Origin of the sequence: Pantoea sp. 1B4, from assembly GCF_016925765.1 — a bacterium.
Taxonomy (GTDB): domain Bacteria; phylum Pseudomonadota; class Gammaproteobacteria; order Enterobacterales; family Enterobacteriaceae; genus Pantoea; species Pantoea agglomerans.
Map to the genome: position 1 here is coordinate 1,676,904 of NZ_JAEUWZ010000001.1, position 23,472 is coordinate 1,700,375.

General features: G+C 56.1%; 22 protein-coding genes and 2 pseudogenes. 10 read left to right on the forward strand and 14 right to left on the reverse strand.

Features of this window, described 5'->3' with window-relative positions; genetic code table 11:
• Complete coding sequence (locus JNO11_RS08145; protein WP_325177164.1) at window positions 1-1,269, forward strand: bifunctional diguanylate cyclase/phosphodiesterase; 1,269 nt, start codon at window positions 1-3, stop codon at window positions 1,267-1,269.
• A gap of 76 nt (window positions 1,270-1,345) precedes the next feature.
• On the opposite strand, the gene JNO11_RS08150 is transcribed toward JNO11_RS08145, so the two are convergent.
• Window positions 1,346-2,419, reverse strand: a complete 1,074-nt coding sequence (locus tag JNO11_RS08150) for a porin (RefSeq protein ID WP_022625766.1) — start codon at window positions 2,417-2,419, stop codon at window positions 1,346-1,348.
• Window positions 2,420-3,347: 928 nt separating this feature from the next.
• On the opposite strand from JNO11_RS08150, the gene JNO11_RS08155 reads away from it, so the two are divergent.
• The 6 genes and pseudogenes from JNO11_RS08155 (at window position 3,348) to spy (ending at window position 10,238) form a co-directional block, all read left to right on the forward strand.
• A complete protein-coding gene (locus JNO11_RS08155) occupies window positions 3,348-4,568 on the forward strand; it encodes an aspartate aminotransferase family protein (RefSeq protein WP_060680067.1) in 1,221 nt (406 codons plus the stop codon).
• Window positions 4,565-5,596, forward strand: coding sequence for an arginine N-succinyltransferase (gene astA, locus JNO11_RS08160; protein ID WP_033757454.1), 1,032 nt, complete (start codon window positions 4,565-4,567; stop codon window positions 5,594-5,596). Before JNO11_RS08155 ends, astA begins: the two co-directional genes overlap by 4 nt.
• On the forward strand, window positions 5,593-7,062 hold the full coding sequence (astD, locus tag JNO11_RS08165) for a succinylglutamate-semialdehyde dehydrogenase (protein ID WP_325177165.1): 1,470 nt from the start codon (window positions 5,593-5,595) through the stop codon (window positions 7,060-7,062). Before astA ends, astD begins: the two co-directional genes overlap by 4 nt.
• Window positions 7,059-8,388 (forward strand): annotated as a pseudogene (gene astB, locus JNO11_RS08170) (N-succinylarginine dihydrolase). The gene astD and the pseudogene astB overlap by 4 nt, the downstream one beginning before the upstream one ends.
• An 18-nt stretch (window positions 8,389-8,406) precedes the next feature.
• Window positions 8,407-9,435: a succinylglutamate desuccinylase gene (gene astE / locus JNO11_RS08175; RefSeq protein ID WP_325177656.1), complete on the forward strand. Its 1,029-nt coding sequence runs from the start codon at window positions 8,407-8,409 to the stop codon at window positions 9,433-9,435.
• Window positions 9,436-9,743: 308 nt separating this feature from the next.
• A complete protein-coding gene (spy, locus tag JNO11_RS08180; protein ID WP_325177166.1) occupies window positions 9,744-10,238 on the forward strand; it encodes an ATP-independent periplasmic protein-refolding chaperone Spy in 495 nt (164 codons plus the stop codon).
• 73 nt (window positions 10,239-10,311) lie between these two features.
• Here the strand turns inward: spy and cho are convergent, their stop codons facing one another.
• The 5 genes from cho to JNO11_RS08205 form a co-directional block, all read right to left on the reverse strand.
• A complete protein-coding gene (gene cho / locus JNO11_RS08185; RefSeq protein ID WP_325177167.1) occupies window positions 10,312-11,172 on the reverse strand; it encodes an excinuclease Cho in 861 nt (286 codons plus the stop codon).
• A gap of 67 nt (window positions 11,173-11,239) precedes the next feature.
• Complete coding sequence (yddG, locus tag JNO11_RS08190) at window positions 11,240-12,130, reverse strand: aromatic amino acid DMT transporter YddG (RefSeq protein WP_325177168.1); 891 nt, start codon at window positions 12,128-12,130, stop codon at window positions 11,240-11,242.
• A 60-nt stretch (window positions 12,131-12,190) separates the two neighbouring features.
• A complete protein-coding gene (gene nadE / locus JNO11_RS08195) occupies window positions 12,191-13,015 on the reverse strand; it encodes an ammonia-dependent NAD(+) synthetase (RefSeq protein WP_010670018.1) in 825 nt (274 codons plus the stop codon).
• 118 nt (window positions 13,016-13,133) lie between these two features.
• Window positions 13,134-14,336, reverse strand: coding sequence for a multidrug effflux MFS transporter (locus JNO11_RS08200; RefSeq protein ID WP_191913841.1), 1,203 nt, complete (start codon window positions 14,334-14,336; stop codon window positions 13,134-13,136).
• A gap of 45 nt (window positions 14,337-14,381) precedes the next feature.
• Entirely contained in the window at window positions 14,382-14,588 is a 207-nt protein-coding gene (locus JNO11_RS08205; protein WP_050679946.1) for a hypothetical protein, read from the reverse strand.
• A 49-nt stretch (window positions 14,589-14,637) separates the two neighbouring features.
• On the opposite strand from JNO11_RS08205, the gene osmE reads away from it, so the two are divergent.
• The gene (gene osmE, locus JNO11_RS08210) at window positions 14,638-14,973 is read left to right on the forward strand and encodes an osmotically-inducible lipoprotein OsmE (RefSeq protein ID WP_010245718.1); all 336 of its coding nucleotides are present in this window, start codon (window positions 14,638-14,640) and stop codon (window positions 14,971-14,973) included.
• Between the two features lie 66 nt (window positions 14,974-15,039).
• On the opposite strand, the gene JNO11_RS08215 is transcribed toward osmE, so the two are convergent.
• The 6 genes from JNO11_RS08215 to hxpB all read right to left on the reverse strand — a co-directional run bounded on the left by JNO11_RS08215 (window position 15,040) and on the right by hxpB (window position 20,353).
• Entirely contained in the window at window positions 15,040-15,432 is a 393-nt protein-coding gene (locus JNO11_RS08215) for a DUF6515 family protein (RefSeq protein WP_010245714.1), read from the reverse strand.
• A gap of 189 nt (window positions 15,433-15,621) precedes the next feature.
• Window positions 15,622-17,013, reverse strand: coding sequence for an L-cystine transporter (locus JNO11_RS08220; RefSeq protein ID WP_010245712.1), 1,392 nt, complete (start codon window positions 17,011-17,013; stop codon window positions 15,622-15,624).
• Between the two features lie 151 nt (window positions 17,014-17,164).
• Window positions 17,165-17,755, reverse strand: coding sequence for a metal-dependent hydrolase (locus tag JNO11_RS08225; protein ID WP_050679947.1), 591 nt, complete (start codon window positions 17,753-17,755; stop codon window positions 17,165-17,167).
• Between the two features lie 140 nt (window positions 17,756-17,895).
• A complete protein-coding gene (kduD, locus tag JNO11_RS08230; RefSeq protein ID WP_010245706.1) occupies window positions 17,896-18,657 on the reverse strand; it encodes a 2-dehydro-3-deoxy-D-gluconate 5-dehydrogenase KduD in 762 nt (253 codons plus the stop codon).
• 16 nt (window positions 18,658-18,673) lie between these two features.
• Complete coding sequence (gene kduI / locus JNO11_RS08235) at window positions 18,674-19,510, reverse strand: 5-dehydro-4-deoxy-D-glucuronate isomerase (protein WP_010670022.1); 837 nt, start codon at window positions 19,508-19,510, stop codon at window positions 18,674-18,676.
• A 174-nt stretch (window positions 19,511-19,684) separates the two neighbouring features.
• Window positions 19,685-20,353, reverse strand: coding sequence for a hexitol phosphatase HxpB (gene hxpB, locus JNO11_RS08240; RefSeq protein WP_010245698.1), 669 nt, complete (start codon window positions 20,351-20,353; stop codon window positions 19,685-19,687).
• Window positions 20,354-20,500: 147 nt separating this feature from the next.
• On the opposite strand from hxpB, the gene JNO11_RS08245 reads away from it, so the two are divergent.
• A complete protein-coding gene (locus JNO11_RS08245; RefSeq protein WP_010245694.1) occupies window positions 20,501-21,037 on the forward strand; it encodes a YniB family protein in 537 nt (178 codons plus the stop codon).
• A 12-nt stretch (window positions 21,038-21,049) separates the two neighbouring features.
• Here JNO11_RS08245 and JNO11_RS08250 read toward each other — a convergent pair.
• Window positions 21,050-21,943: pseudogene (locus JNO11_RS08250) on the reverse strand (fructosamine kinase family protein).
• Between the two features lie 78 nt (window positions 21,944-22,021).
• Window positions 22,022-22,339 (reverse strand): type V toxin-antitoxin system endoribonuclease antitoxin GhoS, encoded by a 318-nt coding sequence (gene ghoS, locus JNO11_RS08255; protein ID WP_159226373.1) that lies wholly within the window; start codon window positions 22,337-22,339, stop codon window positions 22,022-22,024.
• Between the two features lie 351 nt (window positions 22,340-22,690).
• Between ghoS and JNO11_RS08260 the strand changes: the two genes are divergently transcribed.
• A complete protein-coding gene (locus JNO11_RS08260; RefSeq protein WP_010245689.1) occupies window positions 22,691-23,452 on the forward strand; it encodes a DUF481 domain-containing protein in 762 nt (253 codons plus the stop codon).
• Window positions 23,453-23,472 lie beyond the last annotated feature (20 nt).

Consider the following 23,472-nt stretch of genomic DNA (forward strand, 5'->3'; position numbering starts at 1 on the left):
ATGAACCGCCGATCGTTCACTGCACACATTGCTGCGCTTGATGCCGACGGGACCCCTTACACACTGACGCTGCTCGACATCAATGACTTTAAGAATATCAATGACCTGAACGGTCATCGTCAGGGCGACGCCACGCTGGTCGCGCTGGCCAATCTGCTGATCGCTTCGGCGGGTACCGGGAGTCAGGTGTTTCGCATCGGTGGGGATGAATTTGCCATTGTTGCCCAGGCTTCACAGGCAGAGCAGGCACTGGCCGCCGCCGAAAGCTTCTGCCAGCATGCGGCATCCATCCGGACCGGTCCGCACACCTTCCTGAGCCTTTCAGCAGGCATTGCCAGCTCATCCTGCACGGGTCAGGCTGATGTCGTGCGGGCGGCGGATCTGGCGTTGTACGAGGCCAAGCAGGATAAGTGCGCCTGTCTGGCACGATTCTCCCCGGACATGGAGCTGCGCTTTCGCCAGCGGGAAAGGCTGGAGCAGGAGGTTGTTGCCGCTGTAAGCGGTCACGCCATCGTTCCCTTTCTGCAGCCGCTGGTTTCACTGCGCACCGGTAACATTACCGGCTTTGAGATACTGGCGCGCTGGATCACTGCGTCCGGTCAGACGGTTTCACCTGCAGAGTTTCTGCCAGTGGTGGAGCGGCTGGGGTTGATGGACAGCATGACCGTGGCGCTGCTGCAGGATGCTGTCAGTGCAACCCGGGCATGGCCAGCCGGGCTCTGCCTGTCGCTGAACATTACCCCGGAGCAGTTGCTGAGACCGTCGCTGACCAGCTGTTTGTCCAGCATTATGCAGCATGCCGGGCCGGTAATGCTGGAACTTGAAATCACCGAACAGAATGTCATGGCCATTTCTGACGATGCCCGCCAGGCGATCCGTCTGCTGAAAGAGGCCGGTATCGGAGTGGTGCTGGATGATTTTGGCACCGGTTACTCCAACCTGTCGGTTTTGCTGGGACTGGGTATTACCAAAATCAAAATTGACCAGACGTTTATCGCTGGAATCGTGACCGGATCTGAGCAGCGAAAAGTGGTGGAAACGCTGCTGGCACTCTGTCAGGGGCTTAATGTGATCATTACTGCAGAGGGCATTGAGGATGTCGCCACGCTGAGGTGGCTGAGAAAGCGCGGCTGTGATTACGGTCAGGGATATCTCTTCAGCCGTCCGGTTCCTGCCGGGCAGGCCACCACGTTGCTGGCGTCCGCTAACGTGGAGGAATTGATGCAGGAAGAGGCGATGGCCGTTAGCTTAGTCAGGTCGCTGGGCTGAAAGCGCGTAACACTCTCTGTGGCCGGGATTAAAACAATAAACGGGCCCGGCGGTCAGAGCCGGGCCCGCTGTCACATCAGAACTGGTAAATCAGACCCAGGGCTGTGATGTCGTCGGTCGCCAGGCGAAGCGGATTGTTATCTTTCAACAGGTTGATGCGGTATTCACCATAGACCGACATGTTCTTGTTGAAGTAGTAAGTGGCACCCACGGCGGTGTATTTAATGATGTCGGCATCGCCGATATTCTCAATTTCCTTGCCTTTGGACGAGACGTAACCCACGGACGGACGGAAGCCGTTCAGGAACTGATACTGCGCCACGGCTTCAAAGTTCTGCGCTTTGTTAGCGAAACCGCCAGTAATTGGCGTGGCGTTCAGCGTTTCACCGTACATGGCAGCCAGATAGACCTGGTTTGCATCATATTTCACCGAGGTCGCCCAGTGCTGGGCTTTTTCGCCTTCTCCGCGTGCGGCAGCGTTCTGCGCCGTGGTGCGATCCAGGCTGGCAAACGCGCCGGCAAAACTCAGGCCGAAATCGAAGTCATAGGAAGCGGAGAGGGCAAAGCCGTCGCCGTTGGAACGACGCACGCCGTCAATGTTACTGCTGCGATCGTTTTTGCCCTGATACTGCGCGGCAAGGTTTAAGCCGTCGACCAGACCAAAGAAATTGCTGTTACGCCAGGTCAGCACACCGGTTGAGCGGCCAGAGAGAAAGGCGTCGGTATAACCGGAGTCGCCGCCGAAGAACGGCAGCATATCGGTATAACTCAGCACGTCATAGACCAGGCCGTAGTTACGTCCGTAATCCAGCGAACCCGCCTCGCCAAACTTCAGGCCAGCATAGCCCAGACGGGTACGGTTGGTGGCCTGGGCGTCACTGCCCTCGGAGTTATGCAGACTGTACTGATACTGCCAGAAACCGTAGCCGGTAAGCTGGTCAGTAATCTTTGTCTCGCCTTTAAAGCCAAAGCGGGCATAAGAGGAGGTATCACCATCGTTGTTGTTATCGTCAGAAAAGAGGTGTGACACGTTAATCTTGCCGACCAGATCCAGCTTATTGCCATCCTTGTTATAAACTTCTGCGGCCTGCGCGGAGGAGAGACCGATCAGTAACGGCATGACAGCCGCCAGTAAAGTGCGCTTCATCATTTAATTATTACCCTGTATTCATTAATTATTATTCCCCTGATATGGGGTGAAAAGAAAATGACACAAAAAGGTAAAACTACAAAGTGCAATAAAAGTAACAAAATGTGATGTCTATATTCAGCTGATGGATAACAGCGAGGAACATAAGATTAAATTATAAAGTAATAAGATTTTCTTCTAATAAGTAATCATGAGTTATCTTATTTTATATCTCTATTTATCAATGGTTTATGTTTATATTTAGTGGTCTTGAATGGTTTTTTTTGTACATTTTTAAATCAATATAACCCCTGATTTAATTATGGCTGATTATCCGCTAAGAATAGCCTTATAAGGCTTTTATCCTAACCATTAGTCTGCGTATTAATATTTGTTCATCTTTATAGAATATTCTTTCTGGCCCGATAATCACCTCCGGAATAATAGTCAGAGTTGCTGATTAAATATTGATCAGCCTGTTTATAAAATAGCTTGGAAAAGATACGCGGATTAATGTGTCTGCAGGGGAAATGAAAAAAATTTTGTTAAATAAAGCCAGGGTGTTCTGACATTTTCGGGCGAGTTCCCCGCGTAATCGCTGCACCAGCGCGAGGCAAACTGCGCTAAAACAGGGCAGTGGAGGGGCTTTTCTGGAGAGATAATTTATCAGCGATCACAAAAGCGATATTTCATCCCGTGAATGCATAATTCTGCTGTTTAAAACCCGGTTCTGGCGCTGCAATCAGACAACTATTCACTATATATGCAAATTAAGTGAATATTGTCAGCATCTAACTCATTGATATTACGTCGTGAAGACCATTTTATGCATTAATTCTCTGGCTGGCACGTTAACTGCACTCTACAGTAGGGCTGCACTACAACATCTTTTAACAATTTTAAAACATAAGCTTTACCCGGCCGGTAAAGTAAAGCAGGAGAGTGGGTTATGGCACTGCACGTTTCACGTCACGATTTCGATCAATGGATGATGCCGGTTTATGCGCCTGCGACTTTTATACCGGTTCGCGCGGAAGGCTCCACCGTCTGGGATCAAAACGGCAAAGATTATATCGACTTCGCCGGTGGCATCGCCGTCAATGCGTTAGGGCATGCGCATCCGGCATTACAACAGGCGCTGCAGGAACAGGCCGCACGTTTATGGCATACCGGTAATGGCTACACCAACGAACCGATCCTGCGGCTGGCGAAGCAGTTGATCGATGCCACCTTCGCTGACCGGGTGTTCTTCTGTAACTCCGGGGCGGAGGCGAACGAAGCGGCGCTGAAACTGGCGCGCAAGGTGGCACATGATCGTGTTGGTCCGCATAAAAGTGGCATCGTGGCGTTTAAGAATGCATTTCATGGCCGCACCCTGTTTACGGTAACAGCCGGTGGTCAGCCCGCTTACTCAAAAGATTTTGCGCCGCTGCCGCCAGAGATCCAGCATGCCTCGTTTAACGATCTGGCGGCGGCGGCTGAACTGATTAATGACCATACCTGTGCAGTTATTGTTGAACCGATTCAGGGTGAAGGCGGCGTACTGCCTGCCGATCCGGCCTTTCTGCGTGGATTGCGTGAGCTCTGTGATAAGCATCAGGCTTTGCTGATTTTTGATGAAGTGCAGAGCGGCGTTGGCCGTACCGGTTCGCTTTATGCCTACATGCATTATGGCGTCACGCCAGATGTGCTCACCAGCGCCAAAGCGCTGGGCGGCGGCTTCCCGATTGGTGCGATGCTGACGCGCGAAGATCTGGCGCTGGTGATGGGCGTTGGCACCCACGGCACCACCTATGGCGGCAATCCGCTGGCGGGCGCAGTGGCAGGTAAAGTCATGGAGCTGATCAATCAGCCTGAACTGATGGCGGGTGTAACAGAACGTCACCAGTGGATTGTGGCGGCACTGGATGAGATCAACCAGCGTCTGCATCTGTTCAAAGAAGTGCGCGGTCTTGGCCTGCTGATTGGCGCGGTGCTCAGCGACGATTTTGCCGGTAAAGCCAAAGCGATCAACCTTGCCGCCGCGGAAATGGGCGTCATGGTGCTGATTGCGGGTGCCAATGTGGTGCGTTTTGCCCCGGCGCTGAATATCAGTGAGCAGGAAGTGAAGCTGGGAATGGCCCGCTTTGCCGAAGTGTGTGAAAGCCTGGTGCGAGGGTCAACATCATGATGGTAATCCGTCCGGTTGAACGCGATGACTTAAGCCAGCTGATGGCGCTGGCGGGCAAAACCGGTGGCGGGCTGACCTCGTTGCCGGTTGATAGCGCGACGCTTCAGGCGCGTATCGATCGATCGCTGCAGACCTGGGAGGATTCTCTGCCACGTGCCGAGCAGGGCTATGTCTTTGTGCTGGCCGATAGCGAAGATAACCGCGCCGTCGGCATCTGCGCCATTGAGGTGGCGGTGGGGCTGCAGGATCCCTGGTACAATTTTCGCGTCGGTACCCAGGTGCACGCCTCAAAAGAGCTGAATGTTTATGCCGCGCTGCCTACCCTGTCGCTGAGTAACGACCATACCGGCAGCAGTGAGCTCTGCACGCTGTTTCTCGATCCCGATTACCGTGATGGCAAAAACGGCTATCTGCTGTCGAAGTCACGCTTCCTGTTTATGGCCAGTTTCCGTGAACGTTTCACCAACCGGGTGGTGGCCGAGATGCGTGGCGTCAGCGATGAGCAGGGCCATTCGCCGTTCTGGGAGAGCGTCGGCAGCCGCTTCTTCTCTATGGAATTCAGCAAAGCGGATTTCCTTAGTGGCACCGGACAGAAATCGTTTATCGCTGAACTGATGCCGAAACATCCGCTCTACATCGACTACCTGACACCGGAAGCGCAGGCGGTGATTGGACAGGTCCATCCGCAAACCGCGCCTGCGCGTGCTGTACTGGAAGCAGAGGGCTTCCGCTACCTCAATTATGTCGACATTTTTGATGGCGGCCCGACGCTGGAGTGCGATATCGATCATATCCGTGCAGTGCGTAAAAGCCGTCTGCGCAGCGCAGAACGGGGCGAAAACCCGGCTGATGGCCCGCTCTGTCTGGTTGCCAATAGCGATTATCGCCAGTTCCGTGTAGCGCTGATTCCGGCAAAGGCTGACAGCGACAGCGTGCAACTCACGGATGAACAGATGCAGGCGCTCCATTGCCAGCCGGGCGACAGCCTGCGCGTGGTGACGCTCTGCAAAGAGGAGAAAACAGCATGACACATCTGATAAATGGACAATGGCTGGACGGTGACGCTGAGATTCTGACGAAAGCGGATCCGGTCAGCGGCGAGACGTTATGGCAGGGCCAAGCGGCCTCAGCCGCTCAGGTCACCGCAGCCTGTGAGGCGGCGCGCGACGCATTTCCAGCCTGGGCCAGACGCCCGCTGGCGGAACGGCAGGCGATCGTTGAGAAATTTGCCGCCGGGCTTGAGGCGCATAAAACGGCGCTGGCGGAAACCATCGCCCGTGAAACCGGCAAGCCACGCTGGGAAGCGCTGACCGAAGTGGGCGCGATGATCAACAAAATCGGCTTTTCGGTGAAGGCATACCATAGCCGCACCGGTGAGCAGCATGAAGGCGAAAGCTCCCTGCGCCACCGCCCGCACGGGGTGCTGGCGGTGTTTGGTCCCTATAACTTCCCGGGTCATCTGCCAAACGGCCATATCGTTCCGGCGCTGCTGGCGGGCAACTGTGTGGTATTTAAACCCAGCGAACTGACGCCGCTGACCGCCGAAAAAACCGTTGAGCTCTGGCTGGCTGCGGGCCTGCCTGCCGGCGTGCTGGCACTGTTACAGGGCGGACGTGAGACCGGTCAGGCGCTGGCCAATTGCCATCAGATTGATGGCCTGCTGTTTACCGGCAGCGCCCATACCGGCTATCAGCTGCATCGCCAGTTTGCCGGTCAGCCTGAAAAGATGCTGGCGCTGGAGATGGGCGGTAACAATGCCCTGATTGTTGAAGATCCGGCGGACACTGATGCGGCTGTCAACATCACGTTGCAGTCAGCCTTTATAACCGCCGGTCAGCGCTGCACCTGCGCGCGGCGTCTGCTGGTCAGACGCGGCGATGCAGGGGATGCGTTTCTGCAGAGGCTGGTGGAGGTGGCGGGGCGACTGCAACCCGCCGCCTGGAATACTGAACCGCAGCCGTTTATGGGCAGCGTAATCTCCACCGGCGCAGCAGAGAAGATTATGGGTGAGTGGCAACGGCGGGTTGAGGCGGGCGGCGAGGTGCTGCTGGAAATGCGCTGGCCGGATCGCCACAGTGCCATCCTGACGCCAGGTATTATCGATTTAACCGGCGTGCAGTGCATTCCGGATGAAGAGGTCTTTGGTCCGCTGTTAGGCATAGTCCGCTATGAGACATTTGAAGAGGCGATAGCGCTGGCGAACCAGACCCGTTATGGCCTGTCGTGTGGATTGATCTCGCCTTCACGCCAGCAGTTTGATCAGCTGCTGCTTGAAGCGCGTGCCGGTATCGTCAACTGGAACAAACCGCTGACCGGCGCAGCCAGTACCGCACCGTTTGGCGGCATTGGTGCCTCGGGCAACCATCGCGCCAGCGCCTGGTATGCGGCGGACTACTGTGCCTGGCCGATGGCCTCGCTGGAAACGCCTGACCTGACGCTGCCCGCCACGCTGTCGCCGGGCCTCGATTTCTCCACCCAGGAGACGACGTCATGAAGGCAACCGAGGCCAACTTTGATGGGCTGGTGGGGTTAACACACCACTATGCCGGGCTGTCGTTTGGCAACGAAGCCTCGACCCGCAATCAGCTGCAGCCGTCGAATCCCCGTCAGGCGGCAAAGCAGGGGTTGCTCAAGATGAAAGCGCTGGCCGATATGGGCTACGTTCAGGGGGGTGATCCCGCCGCATGAGCGGCCCAATATTGCGGCGCTGCGCCAGCTCGGCTTTGGTGGCAGCGATGAGCAGGTGCTGGCTGCGGCCGGCAAAACTGCGCCGGGATTACTCTCCGCCGTCAGTTCAGCCTCGGCGATGTGGGTCGCCAATGCTGCCACGGTCTCGCCGTCAGCGGACAGCCTTGATGGCCGGGTTCACCTGACGGTGGCGAACCTTAACAACAAATTCCACCGTGCGATAGAAGCGCCGGAAACGGCCTGGCTGCTGCGTTCCATCTTCCGCGATGATCGCCATTTTGCGGTGCATGATGCTTTGCCGCAGGTGGCGATGTTTGGCGATGAAGGGGCGGCGAACCATAACCGGCTGGGCGGCGCTTATGGTGAGCGCGGCGTGCAGCTGTTTGTCTATGGCCGCGACAGCAGCCATGAGGGCAAAGCCCCGCAGCGCTATCCGGCACGTCAGACCCGGGAAGCCAGCGAGGCGGTCGCCCGTCTGCATCAGCTCTCACCGGAAAGCGTGCTGTATGCGCAGCAGAATCCTGCGGTGATCGATCAGGGCGTGTTCCATAACGATGTGATTGCGGTAAGTAACCAGCAGATGCTCTTCTGTCACCAGCACGCCTTTGTTAATCAGCCTGAACTGCTGGCGCAGCTTCGGTCGCGCGTCCCAGGTTTTGTTGCGCTGGAAGTGCCGGAAAATCGGGTGTCAGTGAAAGATGCGGTAGAGACCTATCTGTTTAACAGTCAGTTGCTGAGCCGTCCCGACGGCACCATGATGCTGGTGCTGCCGGAGGAGTCACGTCAGCATCCGGGTGTCTGGCGCTACTTGTGTGAACAGGTTGAGGCTGACACGCCACTCAAAGCCCTGAAGGTGTTTGATCTGCGCGAAAGCATGTATAACGGGGGTGGTCCAGCCTGCCTGCGTTTGCGGGTGGTGCTGACACCACAGGAGCAGCAGGCAGTGAATCCGGCGGTGCTGATGAATGATCGGCTCTTCAGCACGCTGAATAACTGGGTTGACCGTCATTACCGCGATCGCCTGACCCAGGCCGATCTGGTCGACCCACAATTGCTGCGTGAGGGCCGCGACGCGCTGGATGAACTGACGAAGCTGCTAGACTTAGGAAATGTATATGCATTTCAGCAGTGAAGGAGGGGGCAGCACAGGCTGCCGCCTGCTCAGGGCGAAAAGGAGGAACGATGCAGGACTTTTTTACAGCAAACGCTCTCCGGCGAGGTGCCGCGTAAGCGTAGTGGTGAAACGGCGCATCTTCGCTGGCAATGGTTGTATCACGGCATACTGTTGATGGAGCCGACGGTGCCGGTTAAACAGGCGCTGGTGCTCTCTGCCGGGATCCACGGCAATGAAACGGCCCCGGTAGAAATGGTGAACCAACTGGTTAATCCGCTGCTGCGGGGCGAAAAGCCGTTACAGCAGCGCATGCTGGTGATTCTGGGTAATCCCTCAGCGCTACGCACCGGTAAGCGCTATGTGCGTTATGACATTAACCGGCTGTTTGGCGGACGCTGGCAGCAGATTGATGATGGTGATGAGGCCCGCCGCGTGCTGCGGCTGGAGCAGGCGCTGGAGACCTTCTGGCAGCTGGGCGAGTGCGATGAAACGCGCTGGCATCTCGACATGCACACGGCTATTCGTGGCTCTTATCATCCTCAGTTCGGCGTAATGCCGCACAATGAACGCCCCTGGCCGCCCGCGTTTCTTGACTGGCTGGCCGCTGCCGGGCTGGAAGCGCTGGTGTTCCATCGCTCGCCGGGCGGCACCTTTACCCACTTCAGCTGCGAGCACTTCGGTGCGGCCAGCTGTACCCTGGAGCTGGGCAAAGCGCTGCCGTTTGGCGAAAACGATCTCAGTCAGTTCAGTGCGGCACAGCAGGCGCTGGCGTCTTTACTCTATGGCGAAGCGCTGCCTGCGGCGGCGGTTAGACCGCGTCACTATCGGGTCGCGCAGCAGATCACCCGACTGAGTGAGCACTTTACGCTGCATATGTCGCCGGAAACGCTGAACTTTACCGCGTTTCCACAGGGGACGTTGCTGGCGGAAGATGGTAGCACCCGCTATTACGTGCAGCAGGCGCGGGAGTATGTGCTGTTCCCTAACCCTAACGTGGCCGCCGGGCTGCGTGCCGGACTGATGCTGATTGAAGAGAGCGAACAGACTCAGGCGCTGCCGGTCTGATAGCGGTTGTTAACAGCGCAGACCCTCGGCGCTAAAAAACCGACAGGAAAAGTGGAAGATCGGCTTCCGCTTTCCTGTCGTAACCCTTACACTCCTCCATGATTTCTGCCAAATTCGCTTTAAATTCATAAACATTTTCAATTCCTCACGCCTTTCTTCTTATTCTCTTCATGATTGCCCGATTTTTATCTTTTATGCTTTCACGGCTTTACTCAGGCTCTGAGTAGTTGACGTTCAGCGTCGTATGCTTGTTTCCGAAGACGCGACAGAGTGCTGTCGTCATTATCATGAATTATAAGGACACTATTATGCGCAAACTGACTTCCCTTTTACTGGCTTCCTCGCTGGCGTTTGGTGCAGCCAGCGCCGTCCATGCAGCCACTGACAACCTGACTCCACCGCCAGCAGGCAGCGAAAAAGCGATGCACAAGCCACCAATGCGCCACGGCATGGAGATGATGTTTAAAGGTCTGAACCTGACCGACGCGCAGAAAACTCAGATGCGCGACATCATGAAAGAGAGCCACAAAGATATGAAACGCCCGTCACTGGACGAGCGTCGTGCGGCCCACAGCATTATTGCCTCTGACAGCTTCGACCAGAGCAAAGCAGAAGCACAGGCAGAGAAGATGTCCGCCAATGCCAAAGAGCATGCGCTGAAGATGCTGGAAACCCAGAACAAGCTCTATAACGTGCTGACGCCGGAGCAGAAAAAACAGTACAACGCTAACTTTGAAAAGCGTCTGACTGAGAAAGGCCCGCACGAAGGCAAAATGGCACCGCCAGCAGAACCGGCTGAATAACACTCGTTAAGCGAACGGTCTGAGACCGCCGGCGCTGTCCACTGAAGGTGAGTGGGCAGCGTCGGCGGTTTTTTTATAGCGGCAGAATAGGGTAGGCACCTGACAGAATCGGGCGGCAGAGGATTTTGTAGCCGTCGTGATCAAAACCGCCTTTGGGCCGCTGCAGTTTTCTGGCCTCATCCATGCTGCTGACCGAACCGAGATAGAACCAGTGGTCGATAACGTGGATCTGCGTCATCTCTTTGCCTTCCTCCACCAGCCCCACGGCACCCTGCCATGGCCAGCAGAACACCCGCACGCTTTCCAGCGCCTCCAGCAGTCGATCCTGATGATCGCTGACCGGCTCTTTTCCACAGCAGGCCCCGGCGCAACGGCGCAGTGCCGAGCGGAAGCAGCCTCGCCCCGCACTCAGCGCTTCCAGACCCAGCAGGCCATGACAGAGCTGATACTCATCCGCGAGCTGCTTGAGCCGTTCCAGCGCGGCGAAGCGACTGCGATAGAGCCCAAACAGGTTGGGGGACTGGCTGAAATCGAGGTCTTTTGCATAGACCACATTCGGTTTGCCGTCGGTAATCTGCAATGAACAGAGCTGCCGGTTTTTGCGCAATCGCTTATTGAACAGCGGCTGCTGGGTTTTGATCATCTGCGCTTCCAGCAGCAGCGCGCCGAGGTCGCCCGCGGTAGGGATCCAGCTTACACGCCGCGACTGGCGCAGCATTTTCGCCTCATCCGGGGTCCGGAAATGGGACATCACCCGCGAACGCAGATTCACACTTTTACCGATATAGAGCGGCAGCGACTCACTTTCGCCATGAAAGGTATAGACGCCAGGATGATTTGGCAGGCCTTCCAGCCATTCACGCAGGTGTTCGGGATATTGATAAATTGCATTCGCGTCGGGTTCGGGGCGAAGTATGGCAGAACGTCTGACCAAGATGGACTCCATTTACTGGTTGTCCATACAGCATAACAGGCAGGTGAAATGATCGCCAGCCGTCTGGTTACAGAGACCGTGTTGCCCGCCAGCAGATCAGCGAGCCGAGCGTGATCATCGCCACGCCCTGCCAGAAGGCCAGCGGTGGCGTCAGGCCGAGCCACAGCGATCCCATCAGGGCCGACAGCACCGGCGTAAAGTAGGAGGCGGTGGCCAGCAGCGTCAGATTGCCCTGCTGAATCCCGTGATTCCAGGCGGAATAGGCGATGGCGGTGGAGAGCCCGACAAACAGCACCTCCAGCAGCGGCACCAGCGTAAAGGTCATCGGTGCAGTGTGATCGCTGAAGGCATATTTCAGCCACAGCGCCAGTGCAGTCAGGATAAAAAACAGCGTGACGCCATTAGAACCACGGGCAAAGCGGCGGGTGAGATTATTGTAGAGCGCCCAGGTCAGGGCGGCGATAAAGGCCAGTGCATAGGCGACCGGGTTGCGCAGCATATTCTGCCACAACAGCGTCGGCGATCCGCTGCCGCTGCCTTTCATTACCCAGACGATCCCCAGCAGCGACAGCAGCAGTCCTGGCCACAGCCAGACACGGAAACGCTGCTGATTAAATGGGATCGCCAGCACGATGGTCAGACAGGGCCAGAGATAGTTAATCATCCCCAGTTCCAGCGACTGGCTGCGATCGCTGGCCAGCCCGATGGCCAGCGCCAGACAGATTTCATAGCCGACAAAGAGTGCGCCCCCCAGCCACAGGTAGATGGCGGGCATCGCGCCGGGTCTGGGCAGGCGCCGGGTCAGGCAAAGGAGACACGCCGTAGTGGTGTAGATCAGCGCCGCGCCACCGGTGGCGCCAAAGGCTTCACTGACGCTGCGCAGCAGGCCAACGGTCGTACTCCAGAGCAGAATGGCGACAAGCCCGATGAGGGTCGCGCGCGAAACGGTGGCAGGCATGCAGCGATCAACAAAGTCAGTGAGAGAAGCCTCCCTTGCCGCGGCAAGGGAGGGGCAGGATTACTTCCAGAAGTCGTCGAATACCGTGATCGGCGGGCGACGTTTGTGCTCGGTTTTCTGATACCAGCCTTCGATGATACGGGCGCTGTCAGGATTGATGCTTTTGCCTTCCAGGTAGTCATCAATCATCTCATAGGTGACGCCCAGCGCCACTTCATCCTGCAGGCCTGGACGATCATCTTCCAGATCGGCAGTCGGTTTTTTCAGATAGAGATGCTCCGGGCAGCCAAGGTGTTTCAGCAACTGCTTGCCCTGACGCTTGTTCAGGCGGAACAGGGGATTGATGTCCGTGCCGCCATCGCCATACTTGGTGAAGAAACCGGTCACGGCTTCAGCCGCGTGATCGGTGCCGACCACTACGCCTTTGGTCATGCCGGCGATGCTGTATTGCGCTTTCATCCGCTCACGGGCTTTTTCATTGCCGCGGACAAAATCGGAAAGCGTAATACCCGCCTCTTTCAGCGCGCGCTCACTGGCCAGCACCGACTCTTTGATGTTTACCACCAGCGAACGGTCGGGTTTGATAAAGGCCAGCGCGTCCTGACAATCCTGCTCATCCGCCTGCACACCATAGGGCAGACGCACGGCAATAAAGGTGTAGTCGTTATCACCGCTCTCCTGACGCAGCTCGGTGATCGCCCGCTGCGCCAGCGCGCCCGCCAGGGTTGAATCCTGACCGCCGCTGATCCCCAGCACCAGCGTTTTCAATCCGCTGTGGCGTTTCAGGTAGGCTTTAAGAAAATCGATGCTGACGCGCACTTCCTGGTCGGCGTCGATAGTGGGCTTCACACCCAGGGCCTCAATAATTTCCTGCTGCAGTGACATGAACTTCTCCTCAGGTCAGTGGCCTGTCGGCTCGATGCGAACGTTTTATTAAAGCTAACGTGCCTTTGCGAAAACAACAAGCCAAAGCGGTAACTCATTACCATGAAACGTTGCGAAATCAGTGAGTTTTTACCTGCGGCAGCGGTTTTTTCGCCAGCACGCTAAACATCAGAATCGCCGTCATAAAGCAGCCAAAAATGGTGGCGCACATGCTCAGCACCGAGGTACCACCGATGCCGGTAATCGGCACGGTAATCGCACCCAGCGTAAACATCGTGACGCCAATCACCGCGGAGGCGCTACCAGCGCGATGGCCCTGACTCTGCATCGCCAGGGACGAGGCGGTGGTAGCGATAACGCCGTTGCTGGCAATGGTAAAGAACAGTGCCACCAGCAGCAGCGCTAGGGGAGCATGCAGCAGCGCGGCCAGCAGCAGCAGGCTGGAGGCGACAAAGGCCAGCGTCAGTCCGCCTTTCAGCACCCGATATTCGCCCCACAATGGACAGAGGCGGGCGCTGGTCTGTGAAGCAATCACCAGGCCAAACCCGTTGGCCGCAAAGCAGAAGCTAAAGGCCTGGGGCGAAAGACCATAGAGTTGCTGCAGCACGAACGGCGAGGCACCGATGTAGGCGAACATGCCGGACATCATAAATCCCTGGGTCAGGCAGAAGCCCATGAAGGGGCGATGGGTAATCACCTGACCTAATGCCGCGTAGGCGGAGAATATTGATCCTTTACTGCGGCGTGCGTCAGGCAGGGTTTCATGCAGCTTCCAGCGCGCCAGCAGGATCAGCAGAATGGCAATGCCGCCCAGCACCATGAAGATGCCGCGCCAGTTTAAAATCGTCATCAGCACGCCGCCTAATACCGGTGCACCGATCGGTGCCAGACCGTTGACCAGCATCAGCAGAGCGAAGAATCGCGTCAGCTCATGGCCGCTGTACATATCGCGTGCAATTGCCCGTGACAGCACCGCACCGCCCGCACCTGCTAACCCTTCGAACAGCCGCGCCAGCAGCAGCTGGTTAATATCCTGCGCCAGCGCACAGCCCATCGAGGCGATAAACAGCAACACCAGTGACAGGGTCAGCGGGCGCAGGCGGCCGAACTTATCACTCATCGGGCCAAAGAGCAGCTGGCCAAAGCCGAGACCTAACAGGCCAGCGGTCAGACTCAGCTGCGCGGTAGCGGTTTCGGTGTGCAGGTCCTGGGCCATTTGTGGTAGTGCAGGCAGATAGAGGTCGATGCAGAGCGGGCCCAGTGCGGCCAGCAGGCCCAGCGTAATGGCATAAACCAGGCGATTGGAGTGTACAGGGGTCATTTATCCTCGGGATTGTCAGCGATGGGGTAAACAGAAGCGGGTAAGTCAGTGAAAAACAGCGTCCGGTAACGTGACATTCACGCCGATCTGCGACTGCGCGGATGACGGTGCGGTCTCTGAAAACGGGGCGCTATCGGGTACCTGTTTTGCCGGGCAGTATACGTCTGCGTTGACAGCAAAACAGCCTTCTTTACGAAATCCTGACATTTGGCAGGCCACTAATTGTTCGTCATAAACTTGATAAATCAGCATTTATGTTCCAGGCTTGTTTCCACATGGACAATAAATGAGGAACAACAAGATGAATAAAGTGATGGGATGTATCGCTGCGGCGCTGACGCTGGCTGCACTGTCTGGTTGTACGACTTACGATCGTGCGGAAAGCTACGTGACTAAGCCAGTGGTAAAGGACGTTAAAAAGGGTATGACCCGTGATCAGGTTCGTCAGATCGCCGGTACGCCTTCTACTGAAATCACCATGGTTCACGCGCGCGGCACCTGCCAGACTTATGTACTGGGTCAGCGCGACGGTAAAGCTCAGACTTACTTCGTGAGCTATAACGACACCGGCCGTGTCATGAACTACGGCTTCCAGAGCTGTGCGGAATATGACACCGATCCGCAGGTTCAGCAGTAACTCATAGCACCCCTGAATAGCAAACGGCCCGTCATTATGACGGGCCGTTTTTCGTTGTGGCACTGACTACAAACCTGCCGGACGCGGCACCTCAACATAATCGCCATCTATCTGCCGCTGGTAGAAGTGGCCAGCCTGCACATAGAAGCGTTTGCCGTTAAAGTCGAGTACCCGCATTTCACTGCTGACCCGCGACTCTGCAGGCGGCTCTGTCACCACATACTCATCGCCGTGACGCTGATAATAATTGCCATTGAGCAGATAGTAGGTCAGTCCGCCTATCAGCACCGCGGTTGCGGCTTCAGGCAAAAAGCGCACCGGCCCGGGTCCGCCCCAGTGTGGCCCGTGGCCGCCATGGCGATCCCATCCACCCGGCGGGCCCCAGTCGCCAGGATGAGCGAAAGCCAGAGCGGGTGTCAAAAGCGTCAGCGTCAGAAGCGAGGCGATTATCTTTTTCATCAGGTGTTCTCCTCATAAGACTGGATGCAGAATTCGCTTTTTACCCGGCAAAGACAAGCACTAAAGCGGCGATTTTTCGCCTGTTTACCATGCTTAACGCTTTATTAACGGCGTTGCCATTAATGGGGGGAGATTATGGAGAAGAAGGGCGGGAATAACCTGGCGCGTGCGCGCCAGGTTCAAAGCAGATTAGCGGTGCGCCAGTTCGGCGTTGTCGTCGCTTTCCAGGACGCGCTTATCGGTCATACCTAACCAGCGACTGGTGAGAGAACCGGCGGTCATGGAACCGTTGACGTTCAGGGCTGTACGACCCATATCGATCAGCGGCTCAATGGAGATCAGCAGCGCCACCAGGGTGACCGGCAGGCCCATCGCAGGCAGGACAATCAGTGCCGCGAAGGTTGCACCACCGCCGACACCGGCAACGCCTGCTGAGCTCAGCGTTACGATCCCGACCAGTGTCGCAATCCACAGTGGGTCAAACGGGTTGATCCCGACGGTTGGCGCAACCATCACTGCCAGCATAGTTGGATAGAGACCGGCACAGCCGTTCTGGCCGATAGTGGCACCAAAAGAGGCCGCGAAGCTGGCAATCGACTCAGGCACGCCAAGACGACGGGTCTGGGTTTCCACGCTCAGCGGAATGCTGGCTGCGCTGGAGCGGCTGGTAAAGGCGAAGGTAATAACCGGCCACACTTTACGGAAGAAGCGCATCGGGTTGATACCATTTACCGACAGCAGCAGGGCGTGGACACCAAACATGATGGCCAGACCGAGGTAAGAGGCGACCACAAAGCTGCCCAGCTTGATGATGTCCTGCAGGTTAGAACCGGCAACCACTTTGGTCATCAGCGCCAGCACACCATAAGGCGTCAGCTTCATCACTAAACGCACCAGCTTCATGACCCAGGACTGCAGCGTATCGATCGCGACCAGCACGCGCTGACCTTTAACTTCATCATCTTTCAGCAACTGCAGTGCAGCCACGCCCAGGAAGGCGGCGAAGATGACGACGCTGATAATCGAGGTCGGACTGGCTCCGGTCAAATCGGCAAACGGGTTTTTCGGGATAAAGGAGAGCACCAGTTGCGGCACGGTCAGGTCAGCCACTTTGCCGACATAGTTGCTCTGAATCGCACTGAGACGCGCAGTCTCCTGCACGCCCTGAACCAGACCTTCTGCGCTCAGGCCAAACAGGCCGGTCACGAAGACGCCGACCAGCGCCGAGATCGCGGTGGTAAACAGCAGTACGCCAATCGTCAGTACGCTGATTTTTCCCAGCGACGAGGCGTTATGCAGACGGGCGACCGCACTCAGAATGGAAACGAACACCAGCGGCATTACGACCATCTGCAGCAACTGGACATAGCCATTACCGACGATGTTAAACCAGCTGATAGACTCTTTGACCACTGCGCTGTTTTCGCCGTAGATCAACTGCAAAACCAGGCCGAACAGTACGCCGATTACCAGACCGGTCAGCACTTTTTTCGACAGGCTCCAGTTCTGACGGCTGAAGCGAGAAAGCAATACCAGCAGCACCACAAAGGCTACGATATTAAGCGTAAGAGGAAGGTCCATACTGAAACTCCAGAGTAATGCGGCCTTTCGCTCTGGAAAGGCCGCATAATGTTAATCACGAATTAAGACAGCAGGAATGGTAACAGCAGGCGAAGAGGGTGCCTTATATCCAAATGGCATGGTTTATAACTTAAAAGCGTTTTGTGCTGATTTATTGCGCACTATGACTGGAAATCAACCGTCCGACGCCATTTTGTAGCGTATCGAACAGCTGTGACGGCCAGCCGTTTGCACCAAAAGATGGCATGCCCACCGGAAACCAGAGCGCATATCCCACCAGTCCCAGGCACAATGCCCGCTCAAGCTGGTTGCCTTTCTGGCTGCGCAGAATCGGCAGCCGGAAGCGCCAGCGGCAGGGCCACAGCAGCGGAACCCCGGCAGGCGTCAGCATATCGGCCACAATATGGCTAAGGTAGCCCAGCGTCAGACCCTGCAGGACATCAGGCGGTATCGGCGACGACTGGGGCAGGTTTATCTGAAAAAGCCATAAACCGGCGGCTATCGCCAGCAAACTGTGGGTAAAGCCGCGATGGCCGAACGCGCGCGCAATAGGATGAGAGAGCCAGCGCAGTCGCTGTCCCAGCAGAGATTTAGGGTGATCGATATCGGGCAACAGACATGTCAGCAGGGCTGAGGGAACAAGATGCCACCAGTCGGCCTGCGCCAGCACCGGTGTCAGCTCAGCACGCTTCGCAAAGATAGCGCTGGCAATGGCAAAAATGATGTGGCCTTCGCCCGTCATGATAGAACCTGGTTGCAAAGAAAACTGTCGATGCATCCAGTATAGGGATTTATCCAGTAAATGAGAACATGTGACGCTGTAACGAAGCATGAATATTATTAACAAGGCGGACAGCGATGAAACACTGTCCGCCAGTAAGATTAACGCGCCAGCCAGCCGCCATCCACCGCCAGGGTGTAGCCATTCACGTAGTCAGACGCGGAAGAGGCCAGGAAGACTACCGGGCCCATCATGTCATCCGGCACGCCCCAGCGGCCTGCCGGAATACGTCCCAGAATCTCTTCACTGCGCGACTCATCATTACGAAGCTGTTCCGTATTGTTGGTGGCCATGTAACCGGGAGCGATGGCATTGACGTTAATGCCATGTTTTGCCCACTCGTTCGCCATCAGACGGGTCAGTCCCATCACGGCACTTTTCGACGCCGTATAAGAGGGCACCCGGATACCGCCCTGGAAGGAGAGCATGGAGGCGATATTGATGATCTTGCCGCCATTACCCTGCGCGATAAACTGACGGGCAACCTGCTGCGACAGGAAAAACAGGCTCTTGCTGTTAAGATTCATCACGTCATCCCAATCCTGCTCACTGAAATTCAGTGCGTCCTCACGGCGGATAATGCCGGCATTGTTGACCAGAATGTCAATTTTACCGGCAGCGGCCAGCGCCTGTTCAACCACTGAGGCCACCACGCTGGTCTGCATCAGATCGGCCTGTACCGGCCAGAACCGGCGACCCAGCGCCTCCACTTTACTTTGGGTATCATCCGGGCCATCACGGTTAACGCCGACGATATCACAACCCGCCTGGGCCAGACCCAGCGCCATACCTTGCCCTAAACCGGTATTACAGCCGGTCACCAGCGCGACTTTACCTTCCAGGTTAAACGTACTCAGTACCATGGTATTTCTCCTCTGCTCAGCGCAGTTCACTGATTTTGACGTGGTCCATGTCATCAAAGACCTGATTCTCACCCACCATGCCCCAGATAAAGGTGTAACGCTGGGTGCCGACACCGGCGTGAATTGACCAGCTGGGTGAGATCACCGCCTGCTCGTTGTGTACCAGCAGATGGCGGGTTTGCTGCGGTTGCCCCATCATGTGGAAGACGGCGCACTCTTCGCTCATATCGAAGTAGAAATAGACTTCCATGCGGCGTTCGTGGGTGTGGCAGGGCATGGTGTTCCACAGGCTGCCTTCATCCAGTTTGGTTAAGCCCATGGTGAGCTGACAGGTGGGCAACACATCCGGCACGATAAATTTGTTAATGGTGCGGCGATTGGATGTCGCGGCATCACCCAGCGTCGCGGTGGCGGCTTCCTGCAGCGTGATTTTCTTGTCCGGGAAGGTGCTGTGTGCTGGCGCACTGTTGTAATAGAATTTGGCCGGCTGCGCAGGGTTCAGGCTGCGGAACTGCAGGTTGCGCGCACCTTTGCCGATGTAAAGTGCCTCTTCGTGACCGATTTCCCACGCTTTACCGTCAACTTCTACCAGACCCGGGCCGCCAATATTGATCATACCCAGCTCGCGGCGTTCAAGAAAATAAGCGACGCCCAGCTGTTTTCCCATCTCATCACCGATAGTGACCGGATTATTCACCGGCATGACGCCGCCAATAATGATGCGGTCGATATGGCTGTAGGTCAGGGTGTAATCATCGGCAGTAAATATCTTCTCAATCAGGAACTCGCGGCGCAGTGCTTCAGTATCGAGTTGCTTAGCGTGATCGCTGTGAATGCTTTGACGAACGTCCATCTCAGGCCTCTCTGCAGGTCAGGTTATTCATGCCCCAAACGGGGACGCTTTTGGCATCTTAGGCAGAGCGGGATGGGAATTCAATAAAAATGAAACGTTGTTTTATTTTTTGCGGGTCAGATCAAGTGGCAGGTGCAACAGGCAATAAAAAAGCCCGCCATAAGCGGGCTGTTATTATCCCTGCAGATGCTGCAGGCTAAGCTGGGTCAGATTGTCCAGCCGGACATCCGCCAGCGCCCAGCGGGGATCGTCACGGTGTTCAGCGGCGGGCACCACAATCGATCGCATACGCGCTGCTTTGGTGGCGATCATGCCGTTAAACGAATCTTCCAGCGTGACGCAGTTGAGCGGATCGATCGCAAGGCTGGCGGCGGCATTGAGATAGACCTGCGGATGGGGCTTGCTGTAGGGCAGCGCTTCTGCTGAAGCCAGCACATCGAAATAAGGGCGCAGATTGAAGATCTCCAGCACCTGTTCCAGCATCTTTAGCGGTGATGCTGAGGCAAGGCCGATTTTCAGCCCCTGTTCCCGGCACAGTTGCAGCGCCGTTTCCACGCCCGGCAGCAGTGGCCGCGTCTGATCCACCAGCGTCATGGCGCGCGTAATAATCCGCTCAGTGACCTCCTGCTGAGAGGGGCCATGCCACGGCAGCGTTTCGTACCACATCCGTACAGTCTGATCGATGCGCAGACCCAGGGTATCGGGCATTTCACTGCGACGTGACAGGTCAACATCCAGCGTTGAAAAGATATCCAGCTCAGCCTGATCCCACAGAGGCTCAGAATCGATCAGTAAGCCATCCATATCAAACAGGGCGGCAAGGACAGGGCGGTGATAAGGCATCAGGGGGGTCTCCTTTTAAAGTCAGCTTTACCTTAACATCATTCTTTGCTGGTGCACGCTCTGCCCGACAGGCCACGCTTTATTTGGGAAATTTCACCGTTGGCAGGTAAACTGACGGCAAATTGGATTCCGGGTTCAGGAGATATTATGACCTATCAACAGGCTGGCCGTATCGCCATCCTCAAGCGAGTGGCAGGCTGGGTGCTCTTTTTAGTGGCGCTGCTGTCGACCATTATTTCTGTATTGAGCTTTATGTTTAAGCATAGCGAAAAGCAGCCAGGCATTGATGCCGTCATGCTCGATTTCGTCCACGTCATCGTCGATATGCTGCGCTTTAACACGCCATTCCTGAATGTCTTCTGGCATAACTCGCCGGTACCGGAATTTAACGGTCAGATGAACCTGGGTTTCTGGCTGATCTACATTCTGATTTTTGTCGGGCTGGCGCTGGAGTCGTCAGGCGCGCGGATGGGACGTCAGGCGCGTCACGTCAAAGAAGGCATTGAGGATCAGATGATTCTGGAGCAGGCAAAAGGCAGTGAAGGGCGTAGCCGTCAGCAACTGGAAGAGAAGGTGCGCGTGCCTCGCCACACCATCTTCCTGCAGATCTTCCCGCTCTATGTCCTGCCGGTGGTGATTGCGATAGCCGGTTATTTTGCGCTGTCGCTGCTGGGCTTTATCTGACCGCGAGCTTTGTCAGGCCGGCCTGGCCTGACTGGCGCCCAGCGCATCCTCATCCAGCAACTGGCCAATGGCGAACTGTGCATCGCCTGGCCAGTGCCCGCCAAAGACGTTAGCCCGGTTGAGCAGATAGTAGAGCTGGTAGACCGGCAGACGCTGCGAAAAACCATCCGGTAGCGGCCACACCGATTGATAACCGTCGTAAATCTGGCGAGGCAAGTCAGGGTACCAGCTCAGCATGGCTAAATCGCACTCACGGTCGCCCCAGTAGCAGGCAGGATCGAACAGCCAGGGCCCACTCTCACTGCTGGCGCAGTTAGCCGGCCAGAGATCGCCATGCAGCAGCGACGGCTGCGGATGATGTGACGCGAGCACCCGCTGCACGCAGGCAACGATCAGCTCTGTATCCCCGTACTGAATTCCCTTTTCTGCCGCCAGTTGCAGCTGCCAGCCAATGCGCTGTTCAGCAAAAAAACCGACCAGCGGCGCAGCCAGCTGTTGGGTTGGGGCGTCGTGGTGATGTTATTGTCGAAATCGAGGCCGAACTGCGTCTGCTCGCTCCACTGATGCAGATGCGCCAGTTGCTGACCGAGCTGATATGCACTCTGCTCATCAAGCGGCTGTGGCCTGATATATTCCAGCAGCAAAAAGCTCTCCTCGCGATGATGACCCACACCATAGACTTTAGGCACCCGAACCGTGCCGGTGCGCGCCAGCAAATCCAGCTGGTCTGCTTCCCAGGTAAAGAGCGACAGCATATCGCGGCTGTTACTTTTGACGAAGACGTCGTGATCACCGTAGCGGATCTGCCAGGTGGGATGGATATCACCCCCCCGCGAGGGCGTGACGTTGAGTGATTTCGGCGTTGCCTAACTGCTCGCTTAACAGACGACTAATGGCTGACCACATTGGGCTATCCTCGTTATTCGCTGCGTAAGTTCGATTGTATTGCGTAAATATTCACCAAAAACCGCGCAATTGCACCCTTTATTCTGGCGCTGAGGTGGCAGGGCGATGATCGGCAGCATCGCGCAGATACTCTTCGAAGGTCGTGACGGTCACCTCGGGTTCCTGACCCAGCGCGCTTTCACCGGCCGCAGTGACCTGCTGCCGCAGCTCCTCAGCCTCCAGCGTGCTGACGATGCCATAGCTGTTCGTACCGAGTTCATGTGGATGGCCGTCGTCATCTGTCATCGTGGTCGTGAAACCTGCGGCGGTCATTGCGCTGGTCAGTTCCAGGATGTCACTTAAGCCCGACTCCTGATAGTGAAAGGTCACGATATAGCGGGTTAAGGTGTTGCTCATGAGGCACCTCCGGGGAAGGGAAACTGAACTGAGCGTAGACCATGGTGAAAAATCAGGCGAATTATGAAGGAGATGCTGCGTGTGTGACGTGATGCATAGCGTAAATTCGTGTCAGGAGCCAGCAGCATAACGTAAAAATCTTCTGCCGTTGCGTCTGGCTTTTCATTTGGGCAGCACTATAATGCGCCACGTTAATAAGATGAGTCCCAATTAACAGGGGTTGTCAGGGCGATTCCAGGCATTTTGTGTAAGTTAATAATTTTTTTACAAAACTTACCGTAAATTGCATTGAATGCCCGGCAAAACGCTTCAGACTCTCCGTTTTTTAAACAGTCGCACGGATCACATTTAATGAAAGCCTATAACAAGCTGTCTGCTGTTCTTTTGCTCTCCGCCGGAGCTTTTTGTCACCAGGCAATGGCCGATAACGCCGTATTTACGTCAATGGATGACCCTTCAACAGCTAAAAAGCCGTTTGAAGGTTCTGCTGCTGCGGGATATCTGGCGCAAACCGGTAACACCACCAGTTCATCAATGACGGCTCAGACCAATATGACCTGGTATCAGTCATCTATGGCTTACAGCTTGTGGGGTAACGCAGCCAACACCTCGTCAAACGATGAGCGCTCTTCTGAAACTTACAACATCGGTGGTCGTTCACGTTACAACCTCAACTCGTATGACTACCTGTTTGGACAGGCGAGCTGGTTAAGCGATCGTTTCAATGGCTACGATTCACGCGACGTGCTGACAGCCGGTTACGGTCGTCAGATTCTGAATGGACCGGTGCACTCGCTGCGTGCGGAATTGGGTCCGGGTGTACGTTATGACGATTATCACGCGGGTGGTCATCAGACCAAAGCGCTGGGCTATGGCGCAGTCAGCTATCAGTGGCAGCTGACCGACACCACTAAATTTATTCAGGGCGTGTCAGTGCTGAGCAGCTTCGGAGAAGACACCACGGTGAACTCCGAAACCGGTCTGCAGGTGGCTATCAACAGCCACTTCGCGCTGAAGCTGGCTTACAACGTCAGCTGGAACAACAATCCGGCGGAATCTGCGCCTGATCGCACCGATACCAAAACCTCAATCATGCTCTCTTACGCTATGTAAGCGCATTTTTGCAGCAGCAT

Bases quoted from the DNA above. Each gene is read 5' to 3' on its own strand.
- JNO11_RS08145 (WP_325177164.1), top strand. From the start codon at position 1: ATGAACCGCCGATCGTTCACTGCACACATTGCTGCGCTTGATGCCGAC.
- JNO11_RS08150 (WP_022625766.1), bottom strand. From the start codon at position 2,419: ATGATGAAGCGCACTTTACTGGCGGCTGTCATGCCGTTACTGATCGGT.
- JNO11_RS08155 (WP_060680067.1), top strand. From the start codon at position 3,348: ATGGCACTGCACGTTTCACGTCACGATTTCGATCAATGGATGATGCCG.
- astA (WP_033757454.1), top strand. From the start codon at position 4,565: ATGATGGTAATCCGTCCGGTTGAACGCGATGACTTAAGCCAGCTGATG.
- astD (WP_325177165.1), top strand. From the start codon at position 5,593: ATGACACATCTGATAAATGGACAATGGCTGGACGGTGACGCTGAGATT.
- spy (WP_325177166.1), top strand. From the start codon at position 9,744: ATGCGCAAACTGACTTCCCTTTTACTGGCTTCCTCGCTGGCGTTTGGT.
- yddG (WP_325177168.1), bottom strand. From the start codon at position 12,130: ATGCCTGCCACCGTTTCGCGCGCGACCCTCATCGGGCTTGTCGCCATT.
- nadE (WP_010670018.1), bottom strand. From the start codon at position 13,015: ATGTCACTGCAGCAGGAAATTATTGAGGCCCTGGGTGTGAAGCCCACT.
- JNO11_RS08200 (WP_191913841.1), bottom strand. From the start codon at position 14,336: ATGACCCCTGTACACTCCAATCGCCTGGTTTATGCCATTACGCTGGGC.
- JNO11_RS08205 (WP_050679946.1), bottom strand. From the start codon at position 14,588: ATGCTGATTTATCAAGTTTATGACGAACAATTAGTGGCCTGCCAAATG.
- osmE (WP_010245718.1), top strand. From the start codon at position 14,638: ATGAATAAAGTGATGGGATGTATCGCTGCGGCGCTGACGCTGGCTGCA.
- JNO11_RS08215 (WP_010245714.1), bottom strand. From the start codon at position 15,432: ATGAAAAAGATAATCGCCTCGCTTCTGACGCTGACGCTTTTGACACCC.
- JNO11_RS08220 (WP_010245712.1), bottom strand. From the start codon at position 17,013: ATGGACCTTCCTCTTACGCTTAATATCGTAGCCTTTGTGGTGCTGCTG.
- JNO11_RS08225 (WP_050679947.1), bottom strand. From the start codon at position 17,755: ATGACGGGCGAAGGCCACATCATTTTTGCCATTGCCAGCGCTATCTTT.
- kduD (WP_010245706.1), bottom strand. From the start codon at position 18,657: ATGGTACTGAGTACGTTTAACCTGGAAGGTAAAGTCGCGCTGGTGACC.
- kduI (WP_010670022.1), bottom strand. From the start codon at position 19,510: ATGGACGTTCGTCAAAGCATTCACAGCGATCACGCTAAGCAACTCGAT.
- hxpB (WP_010245698.1), bottom strand. From the start codon at position 20,353: ATGCCTTATCACCGCCCTGTCCTTGCCGCCCTGTTTGATATGGATGGC.
- JNO11_RS08245 (WP_010245694.1), top strand. From the start codon at position 20,501: ATGACCTATCAACAGGCTGGCCGTATCGCCATCCTCAAGCGAGTGGCA.
- ghoS (WP_159226373.1), bottom strand. From the start codon at position 22,339: ATGAGCAACACCTTAACCCGCTATATCGTGACCTTTCACTATCAGGAG.
- JNO11_RS08260 (WP_010245689.1), top strand. From the start codon at position 22,691: ATGAAAGCCTATAACAAGCTGTCTGCTGTTCTTTTGCTCTCCGCCGGA.